Annotated in this window: 19 protein-coding genes; 13 read left to right on the forward strand and 6 right to left on the reverse strand. The window is 58.1% G+C overall.

Features of this window, described 5'->3' with window-relative positions; translation table 11 throughout:
* Positions 1–102: 102 nt before the first annotated feature.
* Positions 103–1,104 carry an SDR family NAD(P)-dependent oxidoreductase gene (locus HF945_RS00625; RefSeq protein ID WP_290523902.1) on the reverse strand — a complete coding sequence of 334 codons (1,002 nt, stop codon included), beginning with the start codon at positions 1,102–1,104 and terminating at the stop codon, positions 103–105.
* Between the two features lie 137 nt (positions 1,105–1,241).
* On the opposite strand from HF945_RS00625, the gene HF945_RS00630 reads away from it, so the two are divergent.
* The 5 genes from HF945_RS00630 to HF945_RS00650 all read left to right on the forward strand — a co-directional run bounded on the left by HF945_RS00630 (position 1,242) and on the right by HF945_RS00650 (position 5,828).
* Positions 1,242–1,841 carry a TetR/AcrR family transcriptional regulator gene (locus HF945_RS00630; RefSeq protein WP_290523903.1) on the forward strand — a complete coding sequence of 200 codons (600 nt, stop codon included), beginning with the start codon at positions 1,242–1,244 and terminating at the stop codon, positions 1,839–1,841.
* Between the two features lie 179 nt (positions 1,842–2,020).
* Positions 2,021–4,264, forward strand: coding sequence for a PQQ-binding-like beta-propeller repeat protein (locus HF945_RS00635; protein ID WP_290523904.1), 2,244 nt, complete (start codon positions 2,021–2,023; stop codon positions 4,262–4,264).
* Positions 4,265–4,368: 104 nt separating this feature from the next.
* Complete coding sequence (locus HF945_RS00640) at positions 4,369–5,025, forward strand: hypothetical protein (RefSeq protein ID WP_290523905.1); 657 nt, start codon at positions 4,369–4,371, stop codon at positions 5,023–5,025.
* A gap of 242 nt (positions 5,026–5,267) precedes the next feature.
* On the forward strand, positions 5,268–5,540 hold the full coding sequence (locus HF945_RS00645; RefSeq protein ID WP_290523906.1) for a hypothetical protein: 273 nt from the start codon (positions 5,268–5,270) through the stop codon (positions 5,538–5,540).
* Positions 5,541–5,567: 27 nt separating this feature from the next.
* Positions 5,568–5,828, forward strand: a complete 261-nt coding sequence (locus HF945_RS00650; RefSeq protein ID WP_290523907.1) for a hypothetical protein — start codon at positions 5,568–5,570, stop codon at positions 5,826–5,828.
* Positions 5,829–5,839: 11 nt separating this feature from the next.
* On the opposite strand, the gene HF945_RS00655 is transcribed toward HF945_RS00650, so the two are convergent.
* Both HF945_RS00655 and HF945_RS00660 read right to left on the reverse strand, forming a co-directional pair.
* Positions 5,840–6,604: an SDR family NAD(P)-dependent oxidoreductase gene (locus HF945_RS00655; RefSeq protein ID WP_290523908.1), complete on the reverse strand. Its 765-nt coding sequence runs from the start codon at positions 6,602–6,604 to the stop codon at positions 5,840–5,842.
* Positions 6,605–6,654: 50 nt separating this feature from the next.
* Positions 6,655–7,485 carry a GIY-YIG nuclease family protein gene (locus tag HF945_RS00660; protein WP_290523909.1) on the reverse strand — a complete coding sequence of 277 codons (831 nt, stop codon included), beginning with the start codon at positions 7,483–7,485 and terminating at the stop codon, positions 6,655–6,657.
* 280 nt (positions 7,486–7,765) lie between these two features.
* Here HF945_RS00660 and HF945_RS00665 point away from each other — a divergent pair, with 280 nt between their 5' ends.
* The gene (locus tag HF945_RS00665) at positions 7,766–9,760 is read left to right on the forward strand and encodes a TonB-dependent copper receptor (RefSeq protein WP_290523910.1); all 1,995 of its coding nucleotides are present in this window, start codon (positions 7,766–7,768) and stop codon (positions 9,758–9,760) included.
* 58 nt (positions 9,761–9,818) lie between these two features.
* Here the strand turns inward: HF945_RS00665 and HF945_RS00670 are convergent, their stop codons facing one another.
* Positions 9,819–10,397, reverse strand: coding sequence for a PDC sensor domain-containing protein (locus tag HF945_RS00670; protein WP_290523911.1), 579 nt, complete (start codon positions 10,395–10,397; stop codon positions 9,819–9,821).
* Between the two features lie 255 nt (positions 10,398–10,652).
* Entirely contained in the window at positions 10,653–11,546 is an 894-nt protein-coding gene (locus HF945_RS00675) for a metal-dependent hydrolase (protein WP_290523912.1), read from the reverse strand.
* Positions 11,547–11,665: 119 nt separating this feature from the next.
* Between HF945_RS00675 and HF945_RS00680 the strand changes: the two genes are divergently transcribed.
* Both HF945_RS00680 and HF945_RS00685 read left to right on the forward strand, forming a co-directional pair.
* Positions 11,666–12,772: an AraC family transcriptional regulator gene (locus HF945_RS00680; protein WP_290523913.1), complete on the forward strand. Its 1,107-nt coding sequence runs from the start codon at positions 11,666–11,668 to the stop codon at positions 12,770–12,772.
* A gap of 9 nt (positions 12,773–12,781) precedes the next feature.
* On the forward strand, positions 12,782–13,000 hold the full coding sequence (locus tag HF945_RS00685) for a VF530 family protein (RefSeq protein ID WP_290525366.1): 219 nt from the start codon (positions 12,782–12,784) through the stop codon (positions 12,998–13,000).
* 256 nt (positions 13,001–13,256) lie between these two features.
* Here HF945_RS00685 and HF945_RS00690 read toward each other — a convergent pair whose 3' ends face one another.
* Positions 13,257–13,877 (reverse strand): TetR/AcrR family transcriptional regulator, encoded by a 621-nt coding sequence (locus tag HF945_RS00690; protein WP_290523914.1) that lies wholly within the window; start codon positions 13,875–13,877, stop codon positions 13,257–13,259.
* Positions 13,878–13,947: 70 nt separating this feature from the next.
* On the opposite strand from HF945_RS00690, the gene HF945_RS00695 reads away from it, so the two are divergent.
* From HF945_RS00695 to HF945_RS00715, 5 genes are all read left to right on the forward strand, one after another.
* Positions 13,948–15,066, forward strand: coding sequence for an oxygenase MpaB family protein (locus HF945_RS00695; RefSeq protein ID WP_290523915.1), 1,119 nt, complete (start codon positions 13,948–13,950; stop codon positions 15,064–15,066).
* 174 nt (positions 15,067–15,240) lie between these two features.
* Positions 15,241–16,158, forward strand: a complete 918-nt coding sequence (locus tag HF945_RS00700) for an oxygenase MpaB family protein (RefSeq protein ID WP_290523916.1) — start codon at positions 15,241–15,243, stop codon at positions 16,156–16,158.
* A gap of 177 nt (positions 16,159–16,335) precedes the next feature.
* Positions 16,336–16,842 (forward strand): hypothetical protein, encoded by a 507-nt coding sequence (locus HF945_RS00705; RefSeq protein ID WP_290523917.1) that lies wholly within the window; start codon positions 16,336–16,338, stop codon positions 16,840–16,842.
* A gap of 80 nt (positions 16,843–16,922) precedes the next feature.
* On the forward strand, positions 16,923–17,879 hold the full coding sequence (locus HF945_RS00710) for an MBL fold metallo-hydrolase (protein ID WP_290523918.1): 957 nt from the start codon (positions 16,923–16,925) through the stop codon (positions 17,877–17,879).
* A gap of 263 nt (positions 17,880–18,142) precedes the next feature.
* Positions 18,143–18,973 (forward strand): metal-dependent hydrolase, encoded by an 831-nt coding sequence (locus HF945_RS00715; protein WP_290523919.1) that lies wholly within the window; start codon positions 18,143–18,145, stop codon positions 18,971–18,973.
* The last annotated feature ends 55 nt before the right edge of the window (positions 18,974–19,028 follow it).

The following is a 19,028-nucleotide window of genomic DNA, read 5'->3' on the forward strand; positions in this document are numbered from 1 at the left end:
AATTTTAATGACAGGTGCGAGGCCGGATATGAAGGTGGGAATACCGGGGAAGGGGCGCGCATCGGCCCTCTGTTAGAGGGCAGTGCGCACATGTGACTCATGTCAGCTTTCCGGTTGCCGTCGTGTGCTCACGTGATCTTCATTCTTGTCCTCTTTATCTTCATTGGCACAGGCGCGGGCGCGCACTTTTGCAGATATGTAATTCTCCGGCGGTTGCTCATAGACCGTCTGATAGCTGAAATTGACGATGGACTCCGAGGTCTTTGGCAACAGGTAGTACATGCCCAGCGCGCCTTTGCCAAAGACACCGAGCTTGCGTTTGTTCTGGGTAATGATCACATCCAGCATCCATTTTACTGCCCGGTCCACGGACATCACCGGCATGTATTTATAGATCCTGGTGGGGGCGATCATGGGGGTGCGTACCAGCGGATAGTTCAGCGATGAAAAACGGATGTTGGTATGGGCAAACTCATTGGCGGCGACCCAGGTCCAGCCTTCCAGTGCCCACTTGGAGCCCAGATACGCAGAGAAACGTGCCGGGTTGGCCTGCACCCCGACCGTGGACACATTGATGATGTGCCCTTCATCACGGGCTTCCATGCCCGGCAGCACATTCATGGCCATGCGAATAGCGGCAAGGTAATTGAGCTGCATGGTGCGCTCATAGTCGTGAAAGCGGTCATAGGTGAACTTGATGGAGCGGCGGATGGAGCGGCCGGCATTGTTGATCAGGATATCCACCCGGCCATGCTCTCTGTCGATTGCCTTGCAAAGACGATCACATTCCTCGAAATCGGTCAGGTCTCCGGGATAGACATGGGCCTTGCCTCCCCGCCCGTGGATCTCGCTGGCAAGGGCGTCCAGCTTTTCCCGGTTGCGGGCGATCAGTGCCAGAGTGGCGCCGGCCTGCGCCAGTTCCATGGCGACCTGGGCGCCGATTCCTGAACTGGCCCCTGTCAGGATCACCACCTTGCCGTTGACCCGATCATGCAGGGCCTGTTTCGGTGAGATCAGACTCTTCACATTCCAGCGCCAATGCTGGCCAGCACGGCTGAAGTAGGGGAGCACTTTGGGGAGGCGGAATTTCAGTTCATTGGACACGGTTTCTCAAACCTTTGCGGTAACACACGAATGCATCCAGTCTAATCTGAGTATATGCTCGGAAAAACTCGGATTAGCATGTGCCGAAGGGAGGCCGAAAAATGTCCAGAGAGACGCTTCAACCTGCTGATTTTTCAATGAAAAAGGAGCCCAGGCAGGTTCGCTCCCGAGCGACAGTGCAGGCCATGGTGGAAGCCTGTGCTCGGATTCTGGAGGAGCGCGGTTATGCCGGGCTCACCACTAATGCAGTGGCGGAGGTAGCGGGGGTGAGTATCGGCTCGGTGTATGAGTTCTTCCCTGGTAAGGAGGCGATTGTGGCCCGACTTGCCGACACCTTGCTGGCGGATGTCTCGGCCACCCTCAATGCCCGTTTTGAACGTACCGACAGCCGCGAGGATTTGCACCGTGCCATGCGTCATCTGATCGGCGCCCTGCATGATTTAATTTCTCAGCACCGAAAATTGCTTCAGGTGCTGATCTTTCAGGTGCCCTTTGTGCAGCAGCTGCCATCTGCGCAGAAATTACAGCAGGAATTGCTGCGGGTGGTGGTGAATGGCCTGTCGAAATCCCGTGAGCATTATCGGCTGACGGTGCCGCCCAGTAGCCTTTACCTGATGGCCACATCCACAGCGGGCAGTCTGCTGCATCTGGTGTTGATGAAGCCGGCAGGGCTGGATGCCGGCACGGTGCTGGATGACCTGGCTAACAAGATGGCGGATTGGCTGGCCTCAGGATGATGGGGTGTGCCGCTGCGGCGTGGCCGCGTTATGGGTCTGCACGGGAGAGCGGGTTACAGTTGGAAACGTAAGTTAACCCAATCGGGTTGACCCGGTTGGGTTAACTTCGTACTGTGCCTCCTGAATCATGTCCCTGCCTGTCAGGGAAAGGGAATAACAACAATTCAGGAGAGAGTGCGATGTCCTATCGTCGGAATTTGCCGTGGGCCACCCTATTGGTGGCAGTAATGGCCCTGGCCGGTTGTGGAGGCTCGGGGTCGTCCGCTGGTGCTGCGCCGGTTTCACAAGTCCGGGCGGTGCCGGATGCGGATGTACCCGCTGATCCGCCTCCAGCGTCACCTGCCGACGGGTTCTGCCAGGAAATGGATGTGGACTTTTCCGCCTCCCCTGAAGCCAGTGTCAGTGAGTTACCTGGGGTGATGAAGAGGTTCGTGAAACACCAGGACCAGACGCCCTTGTCGCATTTCTCACAGCTGTCACTGGCATCGCGCTCACCGGCGATACAGTCCAGTGAGGTGATTCCGAAAGGGCAGGGCTTTGCCACCATTCATGGCAATGTGATCAACAATGATCAGGTTGACCTGACGATCCCGGGGAGTCTGGCACTGGAATGGACCGTGGAAAGTCAGCTTTACCAGCCCGAAGGTGTGACATCGGGCATGCATGGCTACTACGGCACACATGTCTTTCCGGTATCGCAAACCGATATTGATTTCTCCATGTTTGCGCTTGATCAGGATACCGGAGCCAGAAACTGGGTGGTGCGACCCGGGCAGATTGGCCAGGGCGGTACCCCCATGATTCTTGATGATCCAGAGAGCGGTGAAAAAATCGTTTACTCGGGCGGGTTGCGCGGGGTATTTGCCATCGATGAAGCCGGCGAGGTGAAGTGGTGTACCAATACCGGCCTGGCCGTTGATGCTGCGGCCACGGAAGATTTTGATACCCATATCAAGCGGCGATTGTGGGGGATGAACTATCACCAGCCCAGCGACAGCGTGGTGGCGGTCTATGGGGATGGTTTGGTGATGGCGTTCTCCCGGGAAACCGGGGCGTTACGCGCCTCCTATCAGATTGAAGGCGATCCTTCGGTGGACAACACCGGCCTGAACTTGCCGGCCCCGCTTCTGGAAGGGGCGGAGGTGGCCATGCGTAGACAGTTTGTGCCTGAGGGAGCGCAGCTGTCTGAGGATGCCCGGATCTTCGACACTATTGTGGCGGTGGCGCTGGGTGGAGACATGGTAGTCAGTAACTACTATGCCACCGATCCGGATTCGGATCGTCTCTGGATCGCGGCCACGATGCCGGATGCGGCGGATGGCAAGGAAGACGGTGTGGCCCGCTTTGGTGCCCTGCATGCCATTAATCTGGTCCCGGACGGCGATGGATATGAGTTCCAGTCTGACTGCACGGTGCCTTTCGAGGGCGGATCGGCCTCCACGCCAGCGGTGCTTCCCGGTGGGGAGCGTATCTACACCTCGGATAATGATGGCAATGCGTTGGCGTTCAACCAGGATTGTGAACTGGTTTGGTCTGTGAATGTGGGCGACCAGATTCTCGGGTCTCTGGCGGTGTCACCTTATGACCACTATATCTATGCTGCGACCGGGTCCGGGGTGTTCCAGATTATCGATCATGGCAACAGTGCTGAGTTGGGCTGGTCCGCTGAACTGGACGGGATCTTTTCCGGTGGTCTGCTGTTGTTGCCGATACTGCAGTTGCTTACGGATGCACTGGATGCTGTGGGGCTGCCCCTGCCGGCGGAGCTGCAAGCTTCAAATATCCAGATCGCGAGCATTTCTGAAAATGCGCTTGTAATGATCGCCGGGCTGGGCCTGCAGATGGATCCTGAGCGCAGTGAGGTGTTTGCGCCGTTGGTGATGACCCTCACCATCATCGACCGTATGACCGGTGACCTGATCAACGCCACACCTGCACGGGAAGAGTCCATTGCCGTGACCGGCGTAGACATGGACGGCAGCGTGGTCATTGGAAACTCGCCACTGAGACGAGGGGCTCTGGTCGGGGTGACGGAAGTGCTGGGCGGCGGCTTGCTGGGTGCCGCATTGCGTGACGTGATTCCCCCTTTGACGGGTGGGGTAAGCAAGTACTCGCCTGTAGACCGCTTTGACCAGGCGGCACGGGATGCCATCTGCTATAGCGCGAGAAAGGTGCTGGCCTGGGACGTGAATAGAGACAGGGTGGATTACAGTTGGGCTGATGCGCCGGAATCCACTGCCTTCGAGGCATTGTGGCGGCAGAGCCGGGAAATGCTGAAAAAAGGGTTGGCTGCCGGTGAAGTGGGCAATGGGGATTATGCCGAGATACAGTTCGCCCTGCAGGAGGCAAAAGAACGGATTGAATCGGGAGACTATCGCGCTGCCCACAGTGTGCTGGATGAGAGCTGCCTGCGGTTACACTGAAATGGAATGCTGTTGCCCCGCGTTATGCGGGGCTTTTTTTTGCCTGTCCGGCGATGGGAGGGTTCCTCTATACTGAGGGCTGAATTCTGGACGGTTAGGGCAACATGAAGCAGGCTCCACAAGCCAAAAAAAGCGAGGAAGTGGCATCTCGCCTGATAAGAACAGGCATTCGACTGTTTGGTGAAAAGGGCACGGCCGTGTCCCTGCGTGAAGTGCAACGCAAGGCCCGTGTGCTGAATGAAGCCGCCATACGCTATTATTTTGGCCGGCGAGACAATTTTATCGAAGCCTGTGTGCGTGACGTGGCGGAACGTTTTGAGCATTTTACCAGTGAGGCGTGGCAGGATTTTGCTGACAAGAAGGCCCGTCGTCCAGTGGAGGTGCGTGACATCTCTACGGTGTTGGTGAAATCACTCTATTTCTTTCTGCTCGACGACCGTGAAAGTGTCTGGTTCATGGCTCGGCTGATCAGAGAGGAGGGCGAGCTTGGTCAGGATCTGTTGATTCGTTACTTCGGATCCTTGATCTGGGGGCTGGAAGAAGAGATCCGGGAAGTGATCCCGGACAAGCCCGCAGCGATGGTGCGTCTGCATCTTTTCTTGGCTATCAACAGTTCGCTCAACGGCATGGTGGATCAGGGACTGTTGTGGCGGTTGCCGGATCTCAATGGCAAGGCGAACAGTTTTCAGCTTGATTTTGATGCGTTTTCCAAAGGCTTTATCGCGTATATCTCGGCGGGCATCGAGGCTGACTGGTCGTAAACCCTGCTACGGTTGTCCGACTCTTCTGTGGGGCTCCCCACGTTACACCACGTTCAGCGAGCGCTGGCGATGCCTTCCACTGTGTCTTCACTCTTTTCCCTTCGTGCAGGGCTTTGGCGTTACTGTCGTGACGCAGAAAGTGACGCACTGCCGCGCAATTTTTTGCGCTGCTTTTATCATGTGATCATTGATAGAGCCGCGAATAAGGGAGAAGAACAATGTGGCGAAGATCAGGATTACTGTTGATCCCGTTTATGCTTTTGACCGCCGGTCAGGCGTCCGCGCTGTGTAATTGTTACTTGCCGGAAAAGCCCGAGATTCCCGATGGTCACACGGCCACCAATGAGCAGGTACAATTTGCCCGTAACAAGCTGGTGACCTACCAGGGCAAGATGCAGAGTTACAAGCAGTGCCTGGAGCAGTGTATCGTCGATGCGGCGGATATGGAGAACGGGGTGGTTGAGCAATGGAACCAGACCGTGGAAGTGTTTAACCGGCGGGACGTCAGGCCCTGAACCCGGGGCGATAAAAGGACAGACATCATGAAAGAACTCGAGCAGGCGGAAGACGGTTTCGCTTTTGCCCGGCTAGTGGAAGCGATTGAAAACCAGATAGCGGATGGTCATCCCCGTGAAGCCGGACTGGTAATGATGGCGTTGACCGCGCAAGGCGAAGAACACGACACGGTGTTGGAGAAAATGGCAGATGTGTTGGCTGAACATGTGGCGTTGAGTGCAGAGAACGATCAACCCTTCGATGTGAATGCCTATGCCGCAGGCTTGCTGAAACTCACCCAGACCTGACCGGCCTTGGCTCACCATGGAATGGTGCTGCCATCCCAGGCAATAAAGCCGCCATGCTGTTCTTCATTGGCGTGATCCATGATGTGAGCAAGTTGCCGGGCGGCGCGTTTAGGCGAAAAGAGCTTCCCTTCCGGGACGTTGCGTTGAAACGGTGTGGACAGCGGCGTGTCGGTGGTACCGGGATGCAGCGCCATGACACACAGTTGTGGGTAGCGCCTGCGGGTCTCGATGGCCAGAGTGCGCAGTAGCTGGTTCTGGGCAGCCTTGCTGGCCCGGTAGCTGTACCAGCCACCCAGATGGTTATCTTCGATGCTGCCCACCCGCGCACTGATGCTGGCGAACAGGGCTGGCTGTCGGCGTGGCAGCAATGGCAGCAGATGGCGCGCCAGCAGAATGGGGGCAAAGGTGTTCAGGGCAAAGCTGTTGTGCAGCCCTTCAAGCGTTATGTCTTCAAGCCGTTTTTCCGGTACCAGTCCACGATCCCTGTCATGCAGCACTCCGGCACAGTTGATGATTTGTGTTGGCAGGGTGTTGCTCTGTCGGCAGGTATGCGCAAGCGTTTCCAATGCCGTTTCCCCGGTAATATCCACATCCATACAGGTCAGTGGCAGTCCCTGTTGTTGCAAGGATTGCAGGGCCGGGTTGCGGGTCGCATGGCGGGACACCGCAATCACCGGCGCCGTTTCAGACAACCAGTGCTGCACCAGTGCCAGGCCGATACCGGAGCTGGCACCCGTGATCAGCCTGACAGTGTCGGGGGACGATGGTTTATTCATGCCTTCAGTATGGCGGGCTCACGGCAATGGGTTGTGAAGGCTGCAACGGTTCATTCCATGACAAAACAGTGGGCGCCGCGATTGATGAAGTGCAGTAGCATCCGGTAGCTGTCCAGATCGAAGACCGCATCCTCAAAGTGGTCCAGATCTTCCCGTGTGGGCGGGTGTGGCAGTGTGGTCAGGTGGCACCACTGATGAATCAGGTGGAAGTCTTCGCCACTCTCGCCCTGTTCGTGAATAACCAGAATGCCATCGTAGGGCCAGGCCTGAATCTGCTGCGTCTCAAGTGCGGCCAGTAATCGTCGATTGTGGCTGGCGACGGACTCCTTGCCACAACAGGCACCCTGACAGCGTTGCAGTTGAAAGGAAAAGCAGGGGCCTGGGCCCTGTTCCAGTCCGCAGATATTGGGGCAAAGCCGGGCTTCCCGAACCCAATGCTCCAGCGCCTGTTGCGCCTGGCGGGGGCTGCGGAACAGCCCGTAGCAGTCTTGCTGCCAGAGCGGATGCTGCGGGTCTGGCTGGTAACGATGAGGTACCAGAAAGCCCTTCTCGTTATGGCTGAGCAGCCAGGTCTGCAGTTGCCGGTAACGACGTTGGCGGCGGTTGAAGACCGGTTGCCGTTGCTTGATTTCGCGATTTTCCAGTAGCAGGGCGCCCAGTTCTCCGGCGGTCTCGGTGTACTCGATACGACAAGTTTGTTGGCACATACGCCGGGCTCGCGGCGCCGTGTTCTGGAAATGGGTGCGCACTCGCTGACGGATATTGATGCTCTTGCCGATATACAGCAGCGTCTCACCTTCACCCCAGAAACGATAGATGCCGGGGGTGGCAGGAAGCGCTGTGATATCCGTGTCGAGGCGGGTCGGCGTGGTTGTGGTCATGCGCTGATGGTTGACGATCCCGGGTCCACGTCAAGTGAAGAGTGCTGATGAGAGATGCCGGAGAAAAGGCAGAGGAACGTGGCTTGGCCTGGTGAGCCCCGGTGCGACAATATGCCGCACGAGCCGACGTCGCGGCGGTGATAATCTTTGCGCCGCCTGGCAGGGCTGTCCGCCAGGTCATCTATTTCACTGTCTGGGGGGTGTCATGTCGTTGCCGTTATTCTTGGGTGTTTCTGCTTCGGGCAGTAGGGTTCTGACAGGGGTTGTGCTTGGTTGCCTGGTGTCTGCCGTGCAGGCCAGCGAAACTGACGTGCTGCCCCATGAGCTGGCGCCGGTGATCGTGACCACGGTCGCGCCCTCGGCTGGACCCGTGACCGAGGCTAATCCCAAGGATCCCCGTCAGCCGGTGCCCGCCAGTGACGCGGCGGATTACCTCAAGACCATCCCCGGCTTTTCAGCCATCCGCAATGGAGGCAGTAACGGAGATCCGGTGCTGCGTGGCCAGTTCGGTTCACGGATCAAGCTGCTGGTGGATGGCGGTGAAATGATTGGCGCCTGTCCGGTGCGCATGGATGCCCCCAGCGCCTATATCGCGCCTGAAAACTTTGATCGGCTGACCGTCATCAAGGGACCGCAGACAGTTGCCTGGGGGCCCGGAAACTCGGCGGGCACCGTGCTGTTTGAGCGTGATCCCCAATACTTTTACGAGCCAGACGCCATGGTGGATGCACAGTTGCTGTTTGGCGCTTTCGGTCGTCGTGATCAGCGCCTTGATGCCTCCCTGGGTAATTCACTTGGTTACCTGCGATTGGCAGGCAGTCATTCCGAGTCGGATGACTATCAAGACGGTAACGGTGAATACGTGCCGTCCGCGTGGAATAAATGGAACGGTGATCTCGCCCTTGGTTGGACCCCCGATGCGGACACAGTGCTTGAACTAACAGCAGGTACGGGGGATGGCGAAGCCCGCTATGCCGGACGCAGTATGGATGGTGCGCAGTTTCTGCGTGAAAGTCTGGGGCTGCGCGCGGTGTTCCAAAACCTTGGCGATGTGCTGGAGAGTGTGGAAGGGAAGCTGTATTACAACTATGCCGATCATGTGATGGATAACTACACCCTGCGAAGCCCTTCCGGTACCGGGATGATGGCTGGTCCGGTGGCCAGCAATGTGGATCGTCGTACTTTGGGGGGCAGGCTCAAGGGTAGCTGGTTGTTTGGTGACTGGACATTTCTGGCGGGTACGGACATGCAGCGCAGCGTGCATCGCAATCGCTTTGCCATGGGCGTGGATGCCTACGAAGACCAGCCCAGGGTGAAAGATGCGGAGTTTGCCCAGTACGGTGTGTTTGCTGAACTGACGCGTGATCTGGGTGAGGATGCCCGTTTGATCGCTGGTCTGCGGGTGGATCGCCATGAGGTAGACGACCTGCGTGAGCGTGTTGGCCGCGGGATGATGGCTACACCCAACCCCACCGCCAACGAAAGCCGTGAGGGTACCCTGCCGGCGGGTTTTGTCCGTTTCGAAAAAGCGGTGAGTTCGTCCACTCGATGGTTTGCGGGTGTAGGGCATACCGAGCGCTTCCCGGATTACTGGGAGTTGTTTTCCCCGGACCAGGGGCCGGCGGGTGAGCTGAATGCCTTCGACAGCATTGAACCGGAGAAGACTACCCAGCTGGATCTGGGTGTCCAATCTCAAGGGGAAGCGCTGCAATGGTGGGCGTCAGTCTATGCGGGTCAGATCGAAGACTTCATCCTGTTTAACTACGAAGCGGCAATGATGCGTGACATCACCCGGGTAACCAATGTGGATGCCAGCATTGCCGGTGCGGAATTGGGCACGGGATACCAGTTCAGCCGTCGCTGGAGTGGCGATATGACGCTGGCCTACGCCTGGGGAGAAAAGCGGGATAGTGGCACGCCGTTACCTCAGATGCCGCCCCTGGAGGCGCGTTTTACCGGTACCTATGAGCATGGCAACTGGAGTGCCTCTGCCCTGTGGCGGCTGGTGGCGTCTCAGGATCGTATTGCCCTGAATGAGGGGAATGTGGTGGGCCGTGATCTGGAAAGCAGTGCGGGTTTCGGTGTGTTGTCACTGAACGGCGCCTGGCGAACCACTGACAGCATAACGCTCAGCGCTGGCGTGGATAACCTGTTTGATCGTGCCTACAACGAGCACCTCAACCTGGCGGGCAATGCCGGTTTCGGATTTCCTGCGGATACCCTGATTAACGAGCCGGGACGGCTATGGTGGGCGAAGCTGGATTGGCGTTATTGAGGTGAGGGCGGAGGTTGGTCACTGGCAGCGCTCCCCGCTCCGTTATTGAAGAGCCTTATTAAAATTGCAGGGGGGCGACGCCCACAGTGACGGCGCCGATGGGGTGCCCCTGGCTGTTGGTGATGGTGCGGCTAATCTGGATCTGGATGCTGCCGGTGGAATCATCGCGGCCCATGTCACTGATGTGTTCGGCGCCCGGACCGAGCGGGAAGGTCTTCTTCCACTTGGCTTCGTCGCCTTGCCAGATGTCGCTGGTGACGCTGCTTTGCGCCACATTGAGGCCGCGTTTGTCCATGATGATGATTTCGGTGATCAGCTCACTGCTGCGCAGCTGCAGGGAGCGCATCGAATCCGATAGCGGGTTGTTCATCAGCCGGTGAATGAGAGGCGCATGGGCACGCCCGTACTGCTGCTGCCAGCGCAGGTCCATCAATGCAATCTGTTTATCGGATAGCGTTTCGCTGATCCGGTTCTGTTCTTCCACCTGCGCAATGACATCGGCCCGTGCGGCGATATGGGCCGCCTGGGTGCGGCCAAAAGCGATCAGTTCTTCGCTGTTGCTGTCTGCCTCTAATGGTCCGCATAGGCACAGGGAAACCATGCAGTGGGTAACAAGGGCAGTCCTGGTCCGTTTCAAGGTATTGCCTTACTCGACGGCGTTGACGTGTTGTTGTCTGCCCGCTGTTGAGCGCGGGGCAGGAGCCTTACGTCGGTATTCTAGGACAAGCCTTGAGCGGCCGCATGAGCCGTAGGGGTAACTGTGACGGTTATGTGACCTGATGACGGTTTCCGCACGCAGGCGCACACCCTGTTAGGGAGGACGTCTGCGTGCGGTGCCGGAAGACAGCGGGTGCAGGGTACACTGCAGAGGGCCGCTGGAAAGCGCAGGCGTTCAGGCCATATCGCCGAGCCATTTTTGCTTGGCCTTCTCCACCAGGTCCCGGGCATCGTGATCCCAGGGGTGGAAGCTGGGCTTGTAGAACTTGAAATAACCCGGCAGCAGCTTGCGGAAGACACCGGGTTTGCCCCACATGTAGTTCAGCGTCTCACGCCAGGCTTTCCAGTTGCGCAATTGCCCTTCATCGCGCATCAATTGATAGAGGTGCATGGAGGTGAACAGTGGAAACAGCACACTGACCAGCATCATCTCGGTGATGCGGGTGAATTCGCTGCCGCCGATGGCCTTGTAGACATCGAATGCCACCGCCTTGTGTTCCGACTCTTCCACCGCGTGCCACGCCCAGACTGGCGCCATGCGCGGGTCCATTTCCTCCAGGGCGTCGTACTTGAGCAGGAACTCTTCGGCCATCAGGGCAGTAAAGTGTTCCACCGCCACGGTGTGGGCCAGCTGTCGTTCCGGGCTCAGGTTCTTGCGCATCCAGTTCATGAAACCGAGGATTTCCCGCTCCAGCCGAGCCAGATCTACGCCCTGTTCCTGGAGATAACCGTTGAGCATGTCATGTTCGCGGGAGTGGTGCGCTTCCTGGCCAATAAAGCCCTTGATCGCCTTCTTCAGTTCCGGATCGGTGATCTGCCCTTCAAAGTGACGCACGGAATCGATGAAGAAGCGTTCACCAGGAGGGAAGCCGGAGGACATGGCGGCCAGCAACAGCGTCTTGACCGGGTTGTTGTCCCACCAGTAACGGGGCACGTCGCCCTCCGTGAAGGTGAAGTTGGGGCGTCGTACCTTGGGAATCATCCCCTTCGGCGTTTTGCTCAGGGTCTTCAGGGTGCCGCTGAGTTGCTTGCGCAGCTTGCCGGGTTTTACCGGAACGATGGCATTCATTGATCTTCTCCTTATCGGGCTCATCGGGCCAATAGGTATTTGATGGCTCCTAATGTACTGGTGAAAACCGCATAAGCGTGAGACGCTGCGAGGACATAATAATTATCATCGGTGGCCAAATGACCGCAGTGTCTGTTCTCGCACAACTGACAGAAAAGCGCGACGCCCTGCCGGACTGGGTGCATCAGCCTAGTCAGGCTGCCACCTATCCCCGGGCGTTTGTGGATGTGGCGGTGGGCCGCGGGGCCGACCGCAGCGACTTGTTGTCACGGGCGGGGGTGGCCGAGCAGTGTTTCGTGGATCCAGGGGGCAAGTTCTCCCTTTATGAAGTGGCTTGTATTGTGGCGGCAGCCCATGAGCTTACCGGGGATCACTGCCTGGGCTTTTCCACCGGCGACAGCATGCTGCTGACCGCCCATGGCAACCTGGGCTATGCCTTGATGTGTGCGCCCACGGTGCGTGAGGCAATCGGTATCCTGGAGCGTTACTGGCATCTGCGTGGCCGGGGGGTCCGGCTGCAGGTGCATAGCGAAGCGGATTCCGTGTTTCTTGAACTCACTGCGGAAATTACCCTGAGCCCCATGTTGTCCTGGCTGATGCTCAGTTCCATCCTGACCAGCATGTTGAGGGGCGTGCAGTTCCTGATCCCGGTATTACCGGATGTGCTGGAATTGTGGTTGCCGGGGGAGCGCCCTGCGGACTTTGACCCTTGGCAGGCGCGCTTGCCGCCGGTGCGGTTTGCCCGGCCCCGGCTCGGGCTATACCTGTCCGGGGATATGAGTTTGCTGGACCAGACCTTGCCGACGGCCAACCCGGAGGCGCTGCGTACTGCTCTTGAGCAATGTGAACGGGAAAGCCTGCTCATCGAGCGCGACGATGACATCGTGCATCAGGTACGTTCATTGCTGGTGCCCGGCCCGGAAGGGTACCCGTCTCCAGAGCAGGTGGCCGACCAGCTTCACCAGACACCGCGCACCTTGCGTCGCCGTCTTCAGGAGCGCGGATGCAATTATCAGCAATTGCTGGAAGAGGCGCGGGTGCGGGACAGTCGCCGGTTGTTACAGCAGGCAGATCTGGAAGTAAGACGGATAGGTGAAATGCTGGGTTATCTGAACCCGGCGAACTTTACCCGGGCCTTCAAGGGATGGACCGGGATGACGCCACGGGAGTGGCGCCGGCAGTATGAGCCAGAGTCTCCCCCCTTTGATCTGTTTCCCAATGAATGAGGAGCCATGATGTCCCCCAGTCAGCCCAATAACCCGTTGCACGGTATCACGCTGGAGAAGATGGTGACTGATCTGGCCGAGCACTATGGCTGGGCCGCATTGGGTGAAGAGATTCGCATCAATTGCTTCCGCAAGGATCCGTCGGTGAAATCCAGCCTCAAGTTCCTGCGCAAGACCCCCTGGGCCCGGGAGAAGGTGGAGGCGCTATACGTGGAAACCTTTAGCTGACGATTTTGCATCAGGTGCTAAGGCGTTATTTATCACAGAGGCCACAGAGTTCACTGAGAAAAGGGTGGGCTTTCTGGAATCGCGCCGGATTATCTGTCGTACGCTCTTGCCTCCCTGCCACCTCCCCCCAGGAAGCCGTGATGTTTTAGCGCAGTGAACTCTGTGTCCTCTGCGGTAAATCCGCTTTTCAGGTTTTGATTCTGCGTTTGCGTGGTGCATGAAGCGTGTTGCGTGCAGCGTCTTTCTAACCTTCTCTTCAACAGAAATAACGCGTCATCAGTGTGACGACTTCATCGACAATTTCTTCATCCCGGTAATAGGGCACCGGTTCCAGCAGATGCCGTGACAGTATGGCGGTGCAGGCATGCAGGGCCACATAGATGGCCCGATCCAGATTCTCAACCCGCAGGCGGTCGCGCTGCCGTGACAGGAAGCGGTGCATGGCCTCCAGCAGGCGACGCTCGAATTCCTTGCCTTCCGGCAGGGCAGTGAGAGCGTGCTGGCTTTGAATCAACATGCTCAGCAGGTTGTCATTCTGACGGAAATACTGAATGCCCAGGGTGGCCCACAGCCGGGTGGATTCTGCCACCGAGACGTCACCCAGTCCCTCTAGCAGGGTATTGAGCGTGCGGGTCAGATCATGCATGTGGGTCTGCACCAGCGCACTGAGCAAGGCCTGTTTGTGAGGAAAGTACTGGTACAGGGTGGCGATATTCACGTTGGCCTGCTCGGCCACCCGGTTGGTGGTGAGGGCCTCCATTCCCTGGTTGAGGATCAGCTCGCCGGTTGCGTCGATGATGCGCTCCACGGTGCGCCGGGCACGGGGCTGGGCGGGCTGTTTCTTGAGCGAGCTCAGGTGCAGGGGTAGGTCAGCCATAAAATCAAGTATTAACCAAGTAATTACTTGGATTATGGTCGGTTGAGTGCCAACTGCAAGAGATAACAACATGAATGCACCTGCAGCCATTATCGCGCCTTCCGCCAACCCCGCCTGGCAAGCCAAATACTCCGATAGCGTCATGGATCGCATGCGCTACACCTGTGATCCGCTAGCTGATTCGGTGGCGGCGCAACTCAAGCGGGCCCGGCCGGCACAGATGCTGGACGAGGTCTATGCGAGGGCAAAAAGCGAGGGTGGGGTGTTCTCGGATTATGTGGATCATTGTCACACCATCCCCTCCTGGGTGGACTGGCAGCAGGTAGAACATGCGGCGCGGGTGAATCTGGGGTTTGCCAATGTGCGTTCCATTGCCCTGTTGGTGAGCAGCCTGGTGGAGGGCTATTCCCTGAGCAAGGCGACCCATGTGTTGGTGGCCACCGGTCGCCTGCACCAGGACGTGTTGCGCCGGGTGTATGAAACCTCACAGATGACCCACAACATGAATGTCCCCGGCGGGCTGCGCCCCGGCGCGCAGGGGCACCGTACGGTAATGGAGGTACGGTTGCTGCACGCCATGGTGCGCAAGTACCTGCGAGAGCAGGGGTGGGATACGACGAAGTATGATGAGCCCATCAATCAGGAAGACATGGCCTTCACGATCATCGAGTTCGATTATTTGGCCCAGCGCGGTATGGAGCGGATGGGTGCGTCGCTGAGTGACGATGACAAGGCGGCCAGCCATCACCTGTGGCGTTTCATGGCGAGACAGAACGGCCTCTGTGACGAGATGCTTACTGATTCCCTGGACGAGGAAATCTACCAGTACCAGCGCATCCGTGAGCGCCAGTATGACCCCAACCATGAGGGGCGGATGCTGGCCCAGGCGGTGATCACTGCGCTGGCGCGTCAGCCGCCGTTCAACCTGTCAGAAGAGTTGCTGTTTGAACTGAGCCGTATCTGCCTGGGTGATGATCTGGCCGATGTCTATGAATTGCCACGCAGCGCCTTCTGGTGGCGGGCGGTGATGGCCTACAAAGCCATGAACAAAGTCTCCACCTACTCCCATTATCATATGCCAGGGGTGGCAAGACTCAGTGAAGCCATGAATGTGCGCATGCTTCGCAAGGCCTTGCATAAAAACCTGCCGGCGGACCCTCAGAAGCGGGCATTTCGCCATATTTCGTGAAGGTTGTGTCAAAAAAGGCCTGAACTTCGACGAAGTTCCGGCTTCTTTCGCGAAGCGACAATGATTTTGGCCAGTGCGGCATATTTCCGGTCATGAACAGGCTGCAATCCTTTATTTACTCCAGGGGACAAGGTGAGACGTAGCGGGTAGCGTTGTCTCATTGAGGAAAGGGCGATGGCCCTGACGGATTCTGGAGTAGATGCGATGACACAGGAACAGGCTGTATTGGGACCGGATTCCCTGATGTGGAAATATTTTGGTGATGCGCGGGTGCTGTTTCTGCTGCCCAGCACCACCACCGTACAGGTGGCCCACCCGGGCATCGGCGCCGGTGTGGAAGAACATTCTGCCTACAAGGAAGATCCCTGGGGGCGTGCTGAGCGTTCGCTTGCCCTGCTCTGGCCGGTGCTCTACAACACCGAGGCAGGGGTGAGGGATTTCGGCACCCGTCTGCGCGAGATGCACCGCGATATCAAGGGCACCGACTTCAACGGCAAGAAGTACCATGCCCTCAACCCGGAGCTGTATACCTGGGTTCATATCACCACCTACTACGGCATGATCTATCTGGCTGAGTTCAACGGCGATCATCTGAGCGAAGCTGACAAGCAGCAGCTGTACCAGGAGTGGCTGCAGTTTGGTCGCCAGATGGGCATCCGCGACAAGGACATGCCGGCCACCACCGACGAATACTGGGCGTATCTGGATGACACCATCCGCAACCGCCTGCAGGTGAACCCGGCCACCGAGTATGTGGAACACCGGGGTCACTACACCGGTCAGCCCAAGCACCCCAAGACCACCATGTCGGACCGTCAGTGGCGCATCTACCAGTACTTCATGGGCTCGCTGACCTGGCACCTGAAGAAGGGCTTTTACCCACCGGCTTACCGGGAAGTGTTCGGCATTCGCTGGACCTGGCTGGACCAGCTGGGTTTCAAGCTGATCGGTGGCGTAATGCGCGCCCTGTGGCCCTTGCTGGACGAAAACAAACGCTGGGTGCCAGAAGCCTGGCGCGCCATCAAGGATGCCCGCGAGCATCCGGAAAACTATGGTGGTGAAGTGGGAGAAGGTCTGGCCAAGCCTGGTTGATGCTGCCCGCTTGACGCTGAAGTGACGCAACAAGCCCCGTAATCACGGGGCTTTTTTGTGGTTCAGCGTGGGTGTACGTGACGGGGCAGGAGGTTTCGTTGCCTGGCGGGGCATTTTCGTCCGGGCTGACGGTAGGGTAGTCTTGTTGTGAAAATTGCATACAGGGAAGGGTTCAGGATGAAAACGTTATTCCTGACAGGTCTGCTGGCATTGCTCAGTGTGTCTGCGCATGCGGAGTGGTCGTTGGGGCAATACCATGGTCATCCCTATGCCGGTGAGCACGGCCTCCATGATGGCGCTGCCAAGTTTGCAGTGGGCATGCTGTGCAAGCAGGAAAGTGAACAGCCCGCCTATGTGCTGGCTCACCGGCGCTTTGTCACTGCCGGTGGACCGGGCACCGATCTGGCCAGCCAGTTTGAAGCCGGTGAGGTGGCCCGGGAGTTTTATGTGGATGGCGTGCCCTATGGTGACGTGGGACCTCGCTACGGGGAGCATGATGCGAGCAACCATCTGTTGATCTTTGCCAGTGCGGTTTCGCTGAACTCGCCGATCATCAAGGCGCTGCGCAAGGGGGCGACCCTGGAGGTGGTGTACCTGGATCAGGAAGGGAGTGCCCTGTATGTATCGGATTTCTCCCTCAAGGGGTCCGCGGCCGCCATTGATCAGGTAGCGTGCCCGGACTGAACCCCTCGCCACTTTGGTCGGCTGTGGTGACCGGCAGGGCAAAGGTATAGTGTGGCTTCGCTGTTGTCCGGAGCCACGTCATGACCTTTCAGCAATATCACCCACTACCGTTTGGTATTACCCGCATTGATACCGCCATGGTCCATGAGGAGCTGGCAGCCTGCTACCTGATGGAGGCGGATGGCGCGTGCGCCATCATCGAGACCGGCACCCATCACACCGTGCCGTTGATCCTGGCCTTGCTGGATGAGAAGGGGATTGATCGCCGTACCGTCCAGTACGTGATTGCTACCCATGTGCATCTGGATCATGCCGGTGGTGTGGGCGGACTGATGGCCGCGTTGCCTGAGGCTACCCTGCTGATTCACCCACGCGGCGCACGCCATATGATCGATCCTTCAAAGCTCAAGGCCGGCGCCACGGCGGTATATGGCGAGGCCGCATTTGCCGAGCTCTACGGTGATATCATCCCGGTGGATGAACACCGGGTGCGCATCATGGACGATGGCGACGCGGTGATGCTGGCCGATCGCGAGCTGGTGTTCTATGACACCCCGGGCCATGCCCGCCATCATTTCTGTGTCCATGATCCTCTCTCGAAAGGCCTGTTCACCGGGGATACCTTCGGCCTGTCCTATCCTTCTCTGGTGACGGATAACGGCCCCTTTATCCTGCCCACCACTACGCCCGTGCAGTTTGATCCGCCTGCCTTGAAGGCTTCCATCCGCAAATTGCTGTCCTTGAACCCGGAGCGCATGTTCCTGACGCATTACGGGATGCTGGAAGATCCTGAGGAGCCGGGCCAACGACTGTTGGCCATGGTGGATGACTATGTGGCGCTGGCAGAGCAGGCAGCCAGCGGTGACAGCGAAGGGCTGATGGCCCGGCTGGAGTTGTCATTGCGGGACTACCTGTTCGGCAAGGCCCGCCAACATGGCGTGGCACTGTCCGATGAGGCGCTTGAGGGCGTGCTGGGGTTTGATATCAATCTGAACAGCCAGGGGCTGAAAGTGTGGATTGAACAGCGCCAGTCCTGAGGCCTCGGGTGAGGATTGTCTGCTCTGTTACCAGAGGCTCGAATCGCACTCTTTCCATTCAAACCCCGGCCATGAGTCTGTGCCATGCCTTGCTTTGGAGCGGGGCGGCTCGGGGTTTGGGTGCCCCATGTTCAACCCGTCACGCCCGGCCCAAAATGATCGGCGAATGACGCGACATGACCTCGAGCGCACACTGCATGCAAGGCATATTTCCTGAGGTAGGTGTTTTGCGACGGTCCGGATAGCAACAGCGTGGAGGCAACATGACCGCACAAGCCCGTCTGAACAAGGCCATTGATATCACGGTGCGAAAGCTTTCTCTGCGGCCCGGGAAGGATATCGACCGCCATTTTCACAGTGGTGACTCATTTCTGAGTGCCTTCTTTGCCGCCATGAGCAGTGTGTTCCCGGATGGCGAGCGTTTCTTTATTGATTCGGTGCGGCATTACCAAGATCAGCTGGACGATCCTGAATTGGTACTGCATGTCCGCCGTTTCATTGGCCAGGAAGCGCACCACGGACAAGAGCATGAGGCATTCAATCAATGGCTGACAGACAAGGGATACCCGGTGGGCGAGACGCTGCGGCGTTTGTCTGAGGGGCTGTCGGCGGCGCGCCAGCGCCTGTCCGCGCGTCAGCAGCTGGCCATGACGCTGGCGCTGGAGCACTTCACCGCCATTATGGCCCACCAGTTCCTGACCATGCCGGAGCTTTCGGAGAAGATGCATCCGGAAATTCGTGAACTGTTCATCTGGCATGCGGTGGAGGAAACCGAGCACAAGGCTGTGGCATTCGATGTCTACCAGAGTGTCGATGGAGGCTACTGGAACCGGGTGCTGATTATGCTGCAGGTGACCCTGATGTTCTGGATTGCGATCAGCCGAATAACCTGGCGCAATCTGAAAAGCGAAGGTAACGCTTCACTGGGCCGGATGATGCGAGGCTACTGGTGGCTGCTGGCCAAGCCGGGGCCGCTGCGCAAGCTGCTGCCAGAGTACCTGGATTATTTTCGCCCTGGATTTCACCCCTGGGATCAGGATAACCGCGAATTGATTCGGCCATTGCAGGCCCGCATGGCCAAATATGAGATATAAAGCATTCACAGGTGACCGGTGTGCGCTACCAGTCATTAATGATGAAGGCCCGCTC

The organism is Alcanivorax sp., from assembly GCF_017794965.1.
Classification (GTDB): domain Bacteria; phylum Pseudomonadota; class Gammaproteobacteria; order Pseudomonadales; family Alcanivoracaceae; genus Alcanivorax.